Here is a 15,410-nt window from a genome sequence, read left to right on the forward strand (position 1 = left end):
GACCCAACCGATCAATCAAATCAATCGATCGATCGATCAAATGAATTAACTAAGCAAGGTGATTCAGGCCGAATTGGACAGAATTAGATCGAATAATGCAGTGGAAACGCCTTTGCTCCCTTGGGCTTGACGTAAACCCGTTGCTGGGGCGAAAGATCTAATTCATCAAATCGTTCCCGCGTCAGATGGGCCGTCATCACCTGCCCATCATCCAACACCAATTCCGCCTGAATTTCCCAACCCAAATGCACCAGCCGACTAACGCGGGCCGGAGCCGTGGCCTTGTCCGGTGCTAGTTCAATCACCACATCATGGGGCCGCAGGAAAATTTCCGGCTCCGTGGAATCAATGCCGTGAGCCTGGAAGATTTGGGAATCGCTGGGCAGGATGTTCACCGGCCCGATGAACTTCATCACAAAAGGCGTGGCGGGGCGATCGTAAATTTCAGCGGGCGAGCCAATTTGTTCAATCCGCCCATGATTCACAATCACGATTTCATCGGCCACTTCCATCGCTTCCTCTTGGTCGTGGGTCACAAAAACCGTGGTCACATGCACTTCATCGTGCAAACGCCGCAACCAGGCCCGCAAATCCTTGCGCACCCTCGCATCCAATGCTCCAAAGGGTTCATCCAGCAGTAACACCTTCGGTTCCACAGCCAACGCCCGCGCCAGGGCCACCCGTTGCCGTTGGCCGCCGGACAGTTGGGAGGGGTAGCGATCGCCCAACCCCGAAAGCTGCACCAACTCCAGTAGCTCATCGACGCGCTGGCGCACCTTGGCGCGATCGGTCTTTTGTAATTCCAACCCAAAGCCAATGTTTTGGCGCACGTTCATGTGCTTAAACAGGGCGTAGTGCTGAAACACAAAGCCGATGTTGCGCTCTTGTACGGTTTGGTCGGTGGTATCTTTGCCGGTGAGCCAAATTCGCCCGCTGTCCGGCTTTTCGAGGCCGGCAATCAACCGCAACAGGGTTGATTTACCGGATCCCGACGCACCCAACAGGGCCACCAGCGAACCGGACTCTAAACTAAGGCTGACGTTATCGACGGCCAGGAAATCGCCAAAGCGTTTGGTGACGTTTTCTACGACGATGCCCACGATGCCGTTGCTCCCGATGCGAAAGGTTGACCCCATTATGCAATGGATAGGTGGCCGATCAATGCCCTAAACCCCGCTTTCTCGGTCGTGTTACCGGGGTTTTGTCTGGTTCGCAGCCTAGTTTTCTCCTGCCGCGTCGGCCGATCGCCCCAGTCGATCGAGCCATTGGCGTAAGAGGGCATTCACTCGATCGGGCGCTTCATCGTGGGGACAATGGCCCGCTCCCTCGATCGGTACAAATTCCAAACGCGGTGAACAACCGACAAATTGTTGGGAGAGGGCGAAGGGAATGAGCCGATCGCGCGTGCCCCACAACAGGAGCACCGGAATTTGGATGTGGTTCAACACCCGCCGAATGGGGGGCGAAAACCGGCTGCTGGCCATGGCCCGGATGATTTGGGCAAAGGTGCGGGCCGCCCCCCGATCGCGGGCCGGCTCTGTCAAAATTTCCACCAACTCCGGATCGATCGCCCCGGGATCCCCCCAAGCCAAGCCAGCCCAGCGCCGCACCACGGCCGGCCGGCGCACCCCATAAAAAACAGCCTGCAACAGCCAGGGAGAAGCCACCAAAGCCTCCAGCCCCAGCACCAGCGGGCGCAGGGCCCTGGGAATAATTTCCTCGCGCATGGATGGATCGGGCAAGCTAATGGCCACGGCCCCACAAACCATTTCGGGGTAGCATTCCGCCACCGTGAGGGCAATGGCCGAGCCGATCGAGTTGCCCACCACCACCGCCGGAACCCCAATGAAGGTTTGCCAAAACTCCCGCACCTGCTCCGCCCAAAAGTAGGCATCGTAGGCCACCGATGGTTTGCAGGATGCGCCAAAGCCGACCAAATCGAGGGCATAAACCGGGTGGTGAGTCGCCAGGGCTTCCATGTTGGAGCGCCAATAGCCGATCGAGGCTCCAAACCCATGCAGCAACAAAATGGGCGGCCCACCATTCACCGCCGGGCCGGGCAGGAAGCTGTAGCGGGTTGACCAACCGCGCCAAACCCAATCACGCCGATCGCCCACGCGATCGACCCACGATCGCGCCGGGCGTTGAGGGACTGGGGGTTCCGGGTCGGTTGTGGCCAGTGGAGTTGCGTTCATGGGGTGCTGTGGCCGAATACTTTTGATCGAGCGGCCTTGATGATCGAACGGCCTCGATCGAGGCACTGGATCACAAAGACCATCATGATTCAGTTGCCTGGATCAAATACTAAGAAATCTTGCGAGTTTATTGACATCCTTAGCTGCACCTTAGCCGATCAAACCCCCTATTTCCAAGGCGCGATCGCCCGAAAAGTCCCTCATCCCATCCACCCCTGGCACAGAGTAAAATAGGTGGCAGTCTCTGTTGTTTTGGGCCAAGTCTGTCCCGCAGCAGCCAGACGCTGAATGGTTCAATACCGTTCGACACCATTCAATTGATTGCTCGATCGTGCTAAGACGGAAGCAAATCGCCTCAATCGCCCCATGCGATCGGCTGTTTCCCGCCCTAGCAACGCTGGCCCAGCCTAAACAAACTTCAAAAGCTCCATTCACAGCGATCGCGCTACCCCAGAATCCATTTCACCAATGCCACCAGTCATCGACAAACGCAAACCCGCGAATCTTCCCCCCATCAACGAAAACATCCGCTTTCCCGAAGTGCGCCTGATTGATGCAGACGGCGCACAGGTTGGAATCATCCCCACCTACGACGCACGCCGCATGGCCGAGGAAAAGGAACTAGACCTCGTGCTGATTAGTGACAAGGCCGTGCCGCCCGTTTGCCGGATCATGGACTACGGCAAATATAAGTTTGAGCAAGAAAAGAAGGCGCGCGAGGCCAAGAAGAAGCAGCATACGGCTGACGTGAAAGAAGTCAAGATGCGCTACAAAATCGACCCGCACGATTACCAAGTGCGGATCCGCGCCGCTGAACGCTTCCTCAAGGCCGGCGACAAAGTGAAGGCTACGATCACCTTCCGGGGGCGGGAAATTCAGCACGCCCACCTGGCGGAAACCTTGCTCAATCAAATGATGCAGGATCTGCAAGAAGTGGCTGAGGTGCAGCAAGCACCGAAGCGGGAAGGCCGCAATATGATGATGCTGCTGTCACCCAAGCGGGAAAAGTAACCTTCGGCAAGGATGGCCAGGGGTGAAAACTGGGTGATGGCACACGGGGGCCCCTGGGCCCAACCGTGACCATTAGATTGACGAGCCGTCCATGGTTTTGTCACCCTTGTGTGGTGGGGGGCGTGCGATCGCGCGCCCCTCTGCCCTTGCCCGTCCGCCCACTCCATTTGATTGACCGATCGCCCATGGATGCCAACTATCAGGGAACCCGAGGCGGCGCATGGCAACAGGTGCTGCGCTGGCTGAACCTTCGGCCCGAAGAAGGGGAACGCACTTGGTTGATGTTCGCCTTCTACACCACCACCACCGTGGGGTTGAGTTGGCTGGATAACAGCACGGCGGGTCTGTTTGTCGATCGCTACGGGGCCGTGGGCCTGCCGCTCATTTATTTGGGCAACGCAGCGATCGGGGCCTTGATGGGCTTTGCCTATTCCCTGATGCAGAAGGTTATTCCCCTGCGTCAGACGATCGTCTTGATTCCAATTTTGATTGCCCTGCCCCTGGTGGCCTTTCGGGCGGGACTGGGCATTGAGCACCTGGCGGCGATCACGGTTTTTGTGATGCGGCTGTGGCTGGATGTGACCTATGTGCTCAACGACATCAACACCTCCATCACCGCCAACCAGCTTTTTAACATTCGGGAAATTAAGCGCACCTATCCCCTCATCAGCAGTGGTGTGCTGGTGGCGGATGTGATCAGCGGTTTTTCGCTGCCGGTGCTGTTGGATTGGGTGGGGCTGCCGAATGTGTTGCTGTTGGCAGCCGCCACGATCGCCTTTGGGGGCGGCATTTTGTTTTATCTGGGCCGGGCCTACAGTCAGGCCTTCCCCGATTCCCCCAGTCGCTACACCGAAGAGTCCCAGGCGGATTCCAATCGCCGGCTTCAGGGGCCCCTGCGCAGCTATGCGGGCTGGCTGGTGGCCTTTTTCATGCTGGCGCAGGTGTTGTTTCTGCTGGTGGAATTTCAGTTTTTTGATCGACTGGAGTTGCAGAGCAAAACGACGGCGGGCACGGGCACCGGGGGTGACGTGGCCAGCGAGATTGCCAGTTTTTTGGGCCTGTTTAACGGGGTGTTGGGGTTGGCGGAGTTGCTGACCCAATGGCTGGTGTCCAGTCGGGCGATCGAGCGGATTGGCCTGTTTCGATCGGCGGCCATTTTGCCCACGGCGGTGCTGATTTCCGGGGTTTTGGCCCTGCTGAGCATTCCGCTAGCGGCCCATGGATTTTCGGGCGCGTTCCTCGGGGCGATCGGCCTGAAGTTCATGGATGAGCTGCTGCGCTACACCCTCTTTGCCAGCACCAACCCAGTGCTGTTCCAGCCCATTCCCGACAGCGTGCGGGGCAGCATCCAAGCCCGGGTTCGCGGTGTGTTTGAGTCGCTCTCCACGGGGCTGGCGGGGCTGCTGATTTTGGGGACGGTGTTTGTTTGCAAGCACTTTTTACCACCGGACTACCTGGAAGCCCAAAGCTGGATTGTGCTGGGGGCGATCGTCATTTTGGCGGTGCTCTGGGTGGTGGCGGTGTTGGGGTTGCGATCGCGCTACATCAGCCTGTTGGTGATCAGCGCCGAGCGGGGCCGGCTGGGCACGATGGATGTGGACTCTTCCACCCTGCGCCAGGCGGTGATTGAGGCCCTGGTGCAACCGGGAACCACCCCCGAAGATAAGCGATCGTGCATTGAACTCCTGAGCCGCATTGACCCCGAGCGGGCCAGTGAAGTGCTGGCTCCCCTGCTGACCGGGTTTCCGCCCGTGCTGCAAAAGCAATGTTTGGAAGTGATGCTGGAGCGACCCCAAACGGACTATCTCGCGCAAGTGCGGGCCCTGATTGTCCAGCAACCACCGCCGGAGGTGCTGGCGGCGGCCCTGCGCTACGTCTGGATTACGGAATCCGATCAGGATGTGCGCCATTTGCAGCCCTACCTGCGGCCGGAGGTGGATCCCATGGTGCGGGGTACGGCGGCCTCGTTAATCATGCGCCGTGGATCTGCAAGCCAAAAGGCCGAAGCCACCAACAGTTTGCGCCGAATGCTCACCAGCGGCGATGTGCGAGAGCGGGTGATGGGTTGTCGGGCCTTGGGCGAGGCGGCCTATCTCCAGGCCCTGCGGTTGTATGTGCCGGATTTGCTTCAAGATTCATCGGTAGAGGTGCGTTGTGCCCTGCTGGAAGTGATTGCCTCGGCCCGGCTGGAAGACTATTACCCGGCCCTGTTGCGGGGGCTGAATTACAAGAGCACCCGGGAATCGGCCCTGCGCGGGTTGACCAAGCTGGAGCATGAGGTGCTGCCGATGCTGTTGGAAATGGCGGAGGACTGCCATAAGCCAGATCTGATGCGGATGCAGGCCTGGGGGGCGATCGGGCGCATTAGCACCTCAGAAGCCTTGGATATTTTGGTGTCGCGGTTGTTGGTGTCCTGGGGAGCCACCCGCCAAACGATTATGCGCACCCTGCTGAAGCTGCCCGATGACGCGGGGATTGAGGGCGTGTTGCGGCGGATTGGGCGAAGTGGGGTGGAAATGGCGATCGACCAGGAGTTGCGCTACGTGGGGCAACTGGCGGCGGCGCTGGTGGATTTGTCGGAAGCGTCCCTCACGGGGCGGGAGGCGGATTTGCTGCGTCAGTCCCTGCGCGATTCGATTCAGGATGCCCATGAACGGCTCTTTTCCCTGATGAAGTTCCTCTACCCGATCGGGTCGATTCAAGCGGCTTCCTTTAATTTGCGATCGGGGTCGCGGGAGTCCGTGGCTCGGGGCTTGGAGATTTTGGATAATACGCTGGATATTCCCAGTAAGCGGGCGGTGTTGGGAATTTTTGACTCCGCCAATGATCGCGATCGGCTGGCGGCGGTGAATGAGCTGATGCATTACCAACCCATGCCCCCGCGTGATCGGGTGCGGCGGCTTTTGGATTTGCGCTATTTCCTGTCCGATTGGCCCTTGGCCTGTTGCTTCCACGTGGCGCGGTCTTTGCGCTGGAGCTTAACGACGGATCAAACCCTGGCCTGTTTGCGTCACCCACGCGGCTTTGTGCGGGAAGCAGTGCTAGCCTATTTGGAGTTGGCTTCTCAGCGGATGTTGGCGGAAATTTTGCCCCGGATGGTGCATGATCCCGATCGCCTGGTTCTGGCCCAGGTGCAACATCTGGCCCAGGGGTTGGGCGTTGCCCTGCCCACCAAGTCCGCCGAGGCTTCGGGCCCTGCCTAGGAACTGGGGTGGCTCCGGGTTGATTGAACTCTGCCCGTGAAGAACCCCCAGCCCAGCACTCGCCACTCCCACAAAGCGGGATAAGATAGCGGGGTGTTGAGCCTTCATCATGTCGTTTCACCTCCAGCCTTGCCCTCGCGGTGCATCAACCAGCTTTGAGTCATTGACCGCCTGGGGCCTGCTGCTTGACCCACCGCGCCTAGCCGCTCATGCTCACTAGCGTCGATCGCCTGCTCTTTATCCGCGAAGTCCCGATTTTTAAAGAACTGCGCGACGAGTTCCTCGTGCGGTTGGCTTCCTGCATGGATGAGTTATCGTTTTCTGCCAAGCAAACGATCTTCACGCAGGGGCAAGAGGGGCGATCGCTCTACATTGTGGTGTCGGGACGGGTGCGGGTGCATCTGAACGATCGAGATTTGGCCCATCTAGGGAAAGGATCCTTTTTTGGGGAAATGTCGCTGTTTGATGCGGAACCCCGATCGGCCTCCGTCACGACGATCGAACCCTGCGAATGTTTGATGCTGACCCAACAGCAGCTCTACGACGCGATCGACGAAACTCCCGATATTGCGGTGAATGTGATTCGGCTGCTCTCTCGTCGGATTCGGGAGCTGAATCAAAAACTGAATGCCAGTCGCGAATTGGACGGCAAAGGATCCGGATCAACCCTCTTACCGTCCAATTCCCAAAACAGCTAGTAGCGCGACAGGCTTAATACATTGGGTCAAAGTTGTGGAGCCAGTCGTGGTAACAAGGGGCTTAAGCCCCTTGCTGCTTAGCGATCAGGTGACGGTAACAGCCATGTAATTTAACCCAGCGAATTAAGGCAGCCACGCCACTAGGGCCAACCGCGCCCGAGCCTAAACAAAGCGCCCAGTGAAGATCTTGAACTACAGGGCGATCGCCCCGCTAATGGCCTCAGTGCTGGCCAGTTTCACCAGCCGATCGCCCTGATCTTCGCGGCCCAGAACGGGGAAATCGGCCCAAGCTAAGCCGCCCGATCGACCCGTGTTGGTGCTGATCCACCACAGGCCGCGATCGGCCACCGGAGCCATGGCCGCCAGCCGATCGCCCCGGGCTAGGGTCAGAAAATTGCTGCCCGCTTCGCCCAATTCATTCAGGCGCAGGCGATCCACCCGTAGTTGCTTGCCATAGCCCCGCTCGGTGATCAGGGCCAGGGTTTGCCCCGGGCTTAAGGTGCAACAGCCCAACAACCGTTCCGATCGGCTCACCTTCGTGGCCAAGGCTCCTTGGGTGTTGCGGTTGCTGACCGGTAGGGTAACCACGTCCAGGGGCACAATCATGCCTCGGCCCATGGAAGTGGCCACCACCAGCCGATCGCCCTCGGATCCCAAGGCGGCGGCCACCAACTGATCGCCCTCCTTCAGCTTCAGGGCCACCAGGCCCCGCCCGGTAATTCGCTCAAATTCCCCCAGGGCCAAGCGCTTCACCCGCCCTTGCTGAGTGAGCACAATCAAATCCTGGGGCGGATTGGGGCGATCGGCAAAGTCCAAGGACAACACGGCCACAATTTCCCGGGCCAGGGCCGCCACCGAATCATCTGCACTTTGCAGGGCGGTCGATCGGGCCGATTCCGGCAGGAGGGTGACCAGGGGCAATCCTCGGGGCGCTTTTTTGCTGATGGGGGGAATGTCGCCCACCCGTAGGCTATAGGCCTTGCCCGATCGGGTGAGCACTAACAATTCCCGATCGGTTTGCGTATTAAAGGTCTGTACGGCGGCCTCGTCCCGTTCCGTCAGCTCGCCCGGTGTGGGTTCGCTGCGCCGTCGCTTGGGCGGAACCCGCCGCACATAACCCCGATCGCTCAGTTCCACGATCGCCGGTTCTGGAGCCGTGGGAGCCGCCACCGTTGGCGATTCCGTGGTCGCCTGCACCGTCGCTTCATCCAAAATTCGGGTGCGGCGCGGATCGGCAAATTTCTTTTTGAACGATCGCAGGTCTTTTTTCAGGAATTTCAGCCGTTCTTGTCGATCGTCCAGCAAATTCGACAGCTCTGCTAGGCGCGATCGCAGGGTTTCCCGTTCCTCTAAGAGTTTTTGGCGCTCCAGTCCCGTCAGTCGCCGCATGGGCATTCCCAACACCGCCTGGGCCTGGGAATCGCTCATGCCCAGCCGCACGGCCAACTGTGCCTGGGCGGTGGTTCCGTCCGGGGCAAACCGCAAAATCTCGATCGTTTCATCCAAATGATCCAGGGCCAGCACTAACCCTTCCACCAACTCCAATCGATCGGCCACTTGCTCGCGATCGGCCGTCAATTGCTTGGTCAGGGTTTCTTCCCGGAACGCCAAAAAGACTTGGAGGGCCTGCTTCAGGCTCAACTGCTGGGGCTGGCGATCGACAATGGCCAGCAGAATCATGCCAAAGGTGGACTGCAAATCCGTTTGGCGATAAAGCTGCTTCAAAACCGCCGCCGGTTCCGCCTCCCGCTTCAGTTCAATGACAACCCGAATTCCGTCGCGATCGCTCTCATCCCGCAAGTCGCTGATGCCCGTCAGCTTGCCCAGGTTCACCAACTCGGCCATTTTTTCTAGCCAACTGGCCTTGTTGGTTTGGTAGGGCAACTCCGTCACCACGATCGCCGTCCGTTTTTGGCGACCCCGCCCGCCGGGAATTTCCTCCACATGGGTCACCCCCCGCAGGACAATGCTGCCCTTGCCGGTGCGGTAGGCATCCTCAATGCCCTTGGTGCCGATAATTTCGCCCCCGGTGGGGAAGTCGGGGCCCGGAATCAGTTTCCACAGTTGCGCATCGGTTAAGTCCGGGCGATCGATCAGCGCCACCAACCCATCCACCAACTCGCCCAGGTGGTGCGGGGGAATATTGGTGGCCATGCCCACGGCAATGCCCGAACAGCCATTCAGCAACAGCAGGGGCAACTGCACCGGCAACACCACCGGTTCCTGTTGGGAACTGTCGAAATTGGGCGCAAAGTTAACGGTGGCCTCGCTTAGGTTTGCCAGGGCTGAAACCTGGGCAATTTCCGCCAATCGGGTTTCCGTATAGCGCATGGCGGCCGGTGGATCGTCGTCGATCGAGCCAAAATTGCCATGGCCCTGCAACAGGGGATAGCGCATGGAAAAGCTCTGCACCATCCGCACCAGCGCGTCATAAACCGCCTTGTCTCCGTGGGGGTGATATTTCCCCAACACATCCCCCACCACCCGGGCACATTTGCGAAAGGGGCGATCGGGCGTTAACCCCAACTCATGCATCGCGTACAAAATCCGCCGATGCACCGGCTTGAGGCCATCCCGCGCATCCGGCAGGGCCCGGCCGACGATCGTACTCATGGCGTATTCCAAATACGATCGCTGCATTTCCCCATGCAGCGAAGTCGGAATGATTTGCCCAGAGCCAAGAAGGTTGAGTTGCGCGGTCATCAGGCGAGTCCAGTCCAAAAAACGGCCAAGGGGTGAGCGAAATTAAAAATCGCAAGAAAGACGAGGATTAATCAGCAGTCGCTTGCACGGAAAGAGCAATGAGGCATAGCATAACAACTAGACAGCCTCGCGTTTGGCGCAACTTGCTCGATGAAAACGGTTTTGATCGTTGAAGACGACCCAATTAATGCACGCGTCTTCTCCAAAATTTTGACCAAGCGGGGCGGCCTGGCCGTGCAGCACACAGAAGATGTGGAAGAGGTCGTGAAGATTGCCCGGGCGGGCGAAGCGGACATCATCTTGATGGACGTTTCCTTGGCCCACAGCACCTATGAGGGCAAATCGGTTGATGGCATTAAAATCACCCAAATGTTGAAGGGGGATCCGGCCACGGCCAAGCTGCCCATCATTTTGGTGACGGCCCACGCCATGGAAGGCGATCGGGAAAATTTCCTGTCCGAAAGTGGCGCGGATGACTACATTTCCAAGCCCGTGGTCGATCACCAAGCCTTTGTGGACAAAATCGTCAGCCTGCTGCCCACGGACGCTTAGGGCGGGCGATCGACGGCTGGAGAGATCGTTCACGGGTCGCCAATTGCTGTTTGGGCCATCTTCCGTTGGGAGGGTGGCCCATTGCCCGATCGGCCCCTAGGCTTGATTGCCCGTGGCTTCTAGGGATTCGAGGATGTTCAAAATTTCCAGGGCGGCGGCGTAGGTATCGTTCAAAATCCGTTCGTCCTCTTCGGGATCATCGGTCAAGTCATCCAAAATGAGCCGCAGGGCCCCAATAATTTCGCTGAGGCGCGATCGCACCTGATAGGAAATTTGGGCAAAGGTTTCATAGCGATCCATGCCCCCACCTCCCGAGTCGCTATAGAACGATCGTTGAACTTGCAGCGCGTCTTCAAACAACTCCATGGTGCTCAACATCCGAATGGCCGATCGATAGGATTCGCGCAGGAGTTCTTGGCGTTCCTCGTTGCTGTCCACCAGGTCATCCACCAGCAATTGCAGGGAGCCGACGGTGATGTTGAGCCGGGTGCGAATTTCGTAGGAGGTGCGGTTGAAGGTTTCGCTGGCGGTGGCCATCGGTTGCTGCACCCGGGCATTGCCAAACTGCATGGTGTAGAGCTTGGCGTAGGCTCCGCCCTTGGCCAGCAGTTCCGCATGGTTACCCACTTCCACCACGCGCCCCTTGTCCAGGACGGCGATTTGGTGGGCCCGCTGCACGGTGGAGAGGCGGTGGGCAATGGCGATCACGGTGCGATCGCGGCTGAGGGTTTCGATCGCCTCCTGCACCAACCGCTCAGACACCGTATCCAGGGCGCTGGTGGCCTCATCCAAAATCAGAACTGGGGGATTTTGCAGCAAGGCCCGGGCGATCGCCAGCCGCTGCCGTTGCCCCCCCGACAACATCACACCCCGATCGCCAATGGTGGTTTCCAGGCCGCGCGGCATTCGCTCAATAAATTCCATGGCGTTGGCCAATTTGGCGGCGGCAATCACCTCCTCATCGGTGGCCGTGGGCATGGGGTAGGCGATGTTATTGCGGATGGTGTCGTTAAACAGAAAGGTTTCCTGGCTGACAATGCCCAAGGATCGCCGGAGCGATCGCACGTCAAAGCTGCGTAAGTCTTGACCATCGATGAGGATCCGCCCCGCCGTGGGATCGGCAAACCGAGGCACTAGCTCCACGAGGGTTGATTTCCCGGCTCCGGAGCTGCCCACCAGGGCCAAGGTTGTGCCCCGAGGCAAGGTGAGGGTGATGTCTTGGAGTGTCAGCTCGCTGCTGCCTTCATAGGCAAAGCTGAGATTTTCAAACCGAATATCCTGGTGCAGTCCCGTGAAGGGGGTGGAACCATTGGCCAAAAAGGTCTTGTTGCTCGATCGCAAAAAGTCTTCCACCACATCCACACTGGCGGCCGTGTTGGCCAACTGGCCCCGCAACCGGTTGAGCTGGGCCACCAGAGGCAGCAGCCGAAACAGCAGCGTCAGATAGGTTAGCAGCACCGTGGACAGGGCACTGAGCTGATCCGCAAACAACCAGCGACTGATGCCCACGATCGCCATTAGCATCACCACGCTCACCACTTCCGTGACCGGGGCGATCGCGATCGAGTTGGCCTGGGATTTAAACTCCGCGGCCTCCCGGGCCTTGGTTAGCCGCAGCATTCGATCGAACTCCCGCGCCTCCATGGCAGCCGATCGCACCAACCGCATCCCGCCCAAAATCTCCAGCAGGGCCACGGAATAGTCCTTGGAGGTTTGGGACACATCCTTCCCCAGTTGGCGGGACTGGTTGACATAAAGCTGATTAATCCACACCACCCCCGCAAACAACACCGTGGCCACCACCGTCAGTTGCCAAGACAGCAGCAACAACAGCCCCACCATCACCAGGATCGAGACCACGGTGGCCACCAATTGCAGCAAATTGGCCACCGTGGCCGAAACCCGCCCAATTTCATTCCCCAGGCGGTTGTTGATGTCGCCCACACGGGTGCGAGCAAAGTAGCTGAGATTCACATCCAGCAGCAACTGAATGGCGTTCATTCGCAGGTCAGCCGCCAGCGATCGCTGCAAAATTCCGACGGCCAAGGCGCTGAGGTAGGTGGCCAGGTTTTTGAGGGCGATCGTGCCCACCACCGCCACGGCCATGGCGATCGGCTGGTAGGCCAAGGGCAGTCCCTCAAAGGGCGAAAAAAGTTTGCGCAAAATGGGCGGCCCGCCGGACAGCACCATTTCCTGGCCCAGAAAGCGCAGCACCACTGGCACAATCAGCGCCGTGCTTACCCCGTTGAACAGGGCCCCCGAGAAGCCCATGATCATCGTCCAAGCGGCTTGTCGGGGATAGCGCCGAATCAGTTGCCAAAGGAATTTGCGTCGGGCCATTGGATCACAAGAAAAGAGGAACGGGGTCTACCCAAAAGAGGCAGCGGTGGCCAAAAACCAGCCAAGAACCCATCAGGCAGAACCTGATGCAATATCCTGATGCGATCGCCCCGGGGATCTGGAGAAATGCGCATCTGAATTTTAGGCCGGGCATTGGCCCGATGGGGGGCGACCGCCACCGCTTCTTGGCCACCGGCCCGCAGCAGCCCCGCCTCGCTGCCCTAGCATTGATCGAGAATTTGGTGCAGACCCGTGGCCATCGCTTCCAGGCTGTAGTGTTCAATGCAGCGCTGTCGGGCCCGCCGCCCGATCGCCCCCGATTGTTCCGGATCATCCAACACCTGGCGAATGGCTTGGGCCAGTTGGGGAGGCTGGCTGGGTTCCACCAACAGCCCCGTATCTCCCAGCAATTGCGGAATATCACCCACGCGGGTGGCAATGACCGGCTTGCCCATGGCCATGCCATCCGTCAGCTTCAGGGGAAATTGGGCGCGGGTTTCCGGGGTGTCCCGCTGGGGAACCACCACCGCATGGGCCGCCGCCACCACCCCTGGCATCTCCGAGGCGGGTTGCTTGGGTAAATAGATCAGCCATCGGCCCCAGCGGGCCTGTAGTTGCTGGTCATAGTCATCGTAGGGACTGCCCCCCACGATCACCAGTCGAATTTGTGGATCGTTGAGCTGATCTAAGGCCTCAAGCAAGTCTTCAACGCCCTTGTAGGGGCGGGTGGCTCCTGGAAACATCAAAATTTTGTAGTCTTGCCAGCCTTGGCGCGATCGAGCGGCGACGGGATCGAATCGATCGGGATCAAACAGGGCCGTGTCCTTGCCGCTGGGAATCAAAACCCCACCAAACCGTTGCTGCAACGCCAAGGTATTCACCGTAATCGCCGTGGCGTGGTGGGCCCAAGACTCGATCGCCTGGAGATAGAGGGGATGATCGGGCCGGCGCAGTTCTCCATCTTTGCCCAACAAGTCGCGCAGAAATTTGCGCGGCCGCAGCCGATAGCGATAGTGATCGCCCCCGTGCCAGCTCAATTCCCAATCATCAATATCCACAATCACCGGCCGTCGATGGGCGATCGCCTTCAGCAGCCCCAAGCCGTAGCTGCTGGGCTTCAGCTTTTGGGCATAGATAATGTCGCCGGTAATTTGGGGCCAAAGCCGGGCGATCGAGCGAAAGTAGCCGGGATAGGGGCAACCCGGCACGGTCACCACCTGCCAGTGGGGCGGAGCGGGCAACGTTCCCAACTCCCCGAACACCGACCCCACGATCTGGATTCGATAACCTAGGCGATCGAGCGCTTGGGCCAACAAAAACGTGCGTACCGCACCGCCCCAACGGCCGACCCCCTTGGTGGACAGATCGCTCACCAGAATGGTGACTTGGCGCGGTTGGGCCGAGGGTTGAGACTTGGAAAAAACAGACATCAGCGGCACAGCAGCAAAAGGGCGAGGAACCACCGCAGATCAGCCGATTCGCCAATCTGCTCAAGGGTTCTGACGGTCTAGATCGTTCGGCCAGTCCAAACTTATGGCCAGACCAGCCTATGGATGCACAATTCGCACCCGCCCCAACTTCACCAGGTCAAAGAGCCTGGACACTTGCCGCCGCTGATCGTCAGTCATCTTAAAATCACTGAGCAGGCAGTTGGCCAGGCTCAGGTAATCTTGCCGGGGAATCGCCTCGACTCCATCTAAGCGATCGAGAATTGGCTGAAGGTCGAATTCTGTCGCTTTCGTCGCCATTGACGCTGATGTCGAAGAGGTCGCAAGGCCGATCCGCCGCGATTTTCGCCGCTTGCGCGCTCTTCGCGCGGTGGGGGGTCTGTTGTTAATTCTATTTCGCACCCCAATGTACGTCGAACGCATTCCGGCTCTGTTGGACAACTATATCTTTTTGTTAGTCGATCGCGCTCGTCAAGAGGCCGCCGTGGTGGATCCGGCGGAAGCACAACCGGTGCTCGATCGGCTGGCAGCCCTCAATTGCCGCCTCACCACAATTTTTAACACCCATCACCACCGCGATCATGTGGGGGGCACACCGGCCCTCTTGCAGGCCTTTCCCGAGCTGGTGGTCTATGGGGGCGCGCGCGATCGGGGGCGAATTCCCGCGCAACAGGTGTTTTTGGCAGGGGGTGAGACGATTCCCTTTGCCGATCGCACCGCTCAAGTGTTCTTTGTGCCCGGCCACACCCGCGCCCATGTGGCCTATTACTTCGCTCCCGCCAATGGCCCCGACAGCGACGGTTGGGGCGATTTATTTTCCGGGGATGTGATTTTTGGGGCCGGCTGCGGTCGCCTCTTTGAGGGCACACCGGCCGAAATGCTCCAGTCGATCGATCAACTGCGCCAACTGCCAGACAGCACCCGGATTTGGTGTGCCCATGAATACACCCTGGGCAACCTGGAATTTGCCCAAACCATCGAACCCCAAAACCCCGCGCTGCAACAACGCCTCCAGGAAACTCGCCTCGCGCGATCGCGCCAGCAATCCACCGTTCCCCTCAGCCTGGGCCAAGAAAAACAAACCAACCCTTTTCTGCGTTGGGATAGTCCTGCCGTCCAAGCGGCTATGGCCACAGATGATCCCGTCCGTACCTTTACCCGTCTGCGGGGCAAAAAAGATCTTTGGTAGCAAGATCAAGATGTCGGCAAGAGGTCGCCTCCTAAGGCGTTCTCCATCGAAAACCCAGTCCGCTCCTTTGA

General features: G+C 59.0%; 11 protein-coding genes. 5 read left to right on the forward strand and 6 right to left on the reverse strand.

Going from position 1 to position 15,410, the window contains the following annotated elements; translation table 11 throughout:
• Positions 1-83: 83 nt before the first annotated feature.
• On the reverse strand, positions 84-1,100 hold the full coding sequence (locus ACZA91_RS08905) for a sulfate/molybdate ABC transporter ATP-binding protein (protein ID WP_463186413.1): 1,017 nt from the start codon (positions 1,098-1,100) through the stop codon (positions 84-86).
• A 117-nt stretch (positions 1,101-1,217) separates the two neighbouring features.
• On the reverse strand, positions 1,218-2,195 hold the full coding sequence (locus tag ACZA91_RS08910) for an alpha/beta fold hydrolase (protein WP_463186165.1): 978 nt from the start codon (positions 2,193-2,195) through the stop codon (positions 1,218-1,220).
• 468 nt (positions 2,196-2,663) lie between these two features.
• Here ACZA91_RS08910 and infC point away from each other — a divergent pair, with 468 nt between their 5' ends.
• The 3 genes from infC (at position 2,664) to ACZA91_RS08925 (ending at position 7,107) form a co-directional block, all read left to right on the forward strand.
• Entirely contained in the window at positions 2,664-3,206 is a 543-nt protein-coding gene (infC, locus tag ACZA91_RS08915) for a translation initiation factor IF-3 (RefSeq protein WP_099532596.1), read from the forward strand.
• A gap of 65 nt (positions 3,207-3,271) precedes the next feature.
• Positions 3,272-6,409 carry an Npt1/Npt2 family nucleotide transporter gene (locus ACZA91_RS08920; protein WP_463186167.1) on the forward strand — a complete coding sequence of 1,046 codons (3,138 nt, stop codon included), beginning with the start codon at positions 3,272-3,274 and terminating at the stop codon, positions 6,407-6,409.
• Between the two features lie 209 nt (positions 6,410-6,618).
• On the forward strand, positions 6,619-7,107 hold the full coding sequence (locus ACZA91_RS08925; protein WP_099532595.1) for a Crp/Fnr family transcriptional regulator: 489 nt from the start codon (positions 6,619-6,621) through the stop codon (positions 7,105-7,107).
• Positions 7,108-7,299: 192 nt separating this feature from the next.
• Here the strand turns inward: ACZA91_RS08925 and ACZA91_RS08930 are convergent, their stop codons facing one another.
• The gene (locus ACZA91_RS08930) at positions 7,300-9,810 is read right to left on the reverse strand and encodes a DNA gyrase/topoisomerase IV subunit A (RefSeq protein WP_463186169.1); all 2,511 of its coding nucleotides are present in this window, start codon (positions 9,808-9,810) and stop codon (positions 7,300-7,302) included.
• Between the two features lie 150 nt (positions 9,811-9,960).
• Between ACZA91_RS08930 and ACZA91_RS08935 the strand changes: the two genes are divergently transcribed.
• Positions 9,961-10,362 carry a response regulator gene (locus ACZA91_RS08935; RefSeq protein ID WP_099532594.1) on the forward strand — a complete coding sequence of 134 codons (402 nt, stop codon included), beginning with the start codon at positions 9,961-9,963 and terminating at the stop codon, positions 10,360-10,362.
• A gap of 96 nt (positions 10,363-10,458) precedes the next feature.
• Here ACZA91_RS08935 and ACZA91_RS08940 read toward each other — a convergent pair whose 3' ends face one another.
• The 3 genes from ACZA91_RS08940 to ACZA91_RS08950 form a co-directional block, all read right to left on the reverse strand.
• Positions 10,459-12,702, reverse strand: a complete 2,244-nt coding sequence (locus ACZA91_RS08940; RefSeq protein ID WP_099532593.1) for an ABC transporter ATP-binding protein — start codon at positions 12,700-12,702, stop codon at positions 10,459-10,461.
• A 221-nt stretch (positions 12,703-12,923) separates the two neighbouring features.
• On the reverse strand, positions 12,924-14,132 hold the full coding sequence (locus tag ACZA91_RS08945; protein ID WP_463186173.1) for a glycosyltransferase family 4 protein: 1,209 nt from the start codon (positions 14,130-14,132) through the stop codon (positions 12,924-12,926).
• 117 nt (positions 14,133-14,249) lie between these two features.
• On the reverse strand, positions 14,250-14,450 hold the full coding sequence (locus ACZA91_RS08950; protein WP_099532592.1) for a hypothetical protein: 201 nt from the start codon (positions 14,448-14,450) through the stop codon (positions 14,250-14,252).
• A gap of 106 nt (positions 14,451-14,556) precedes the next feature.
• Here ACZA91_RS08950 and gloB point away from each other — a divergent pair, with 106 nt between their 5' ends.
• The gene (gloB, locus tag ACZA91_RS08955; RefSeq protein ID WP_463186175.1) at positions 14,557-15,339 is read left to right on the forward strand and encodes a hydroxyacylglutathione hydrolase; all 783 of its coding nucleotides are present in this window, start codon (positions 14,557-14,559) and stop codon (positions 15,337-15,339) included.
• Positions 15,340-15,410 lie beyond the last annotated feature (71 nt).

This window comes from Limnothrix sp. CMB-01 (genome assembly GCF_055193175.1).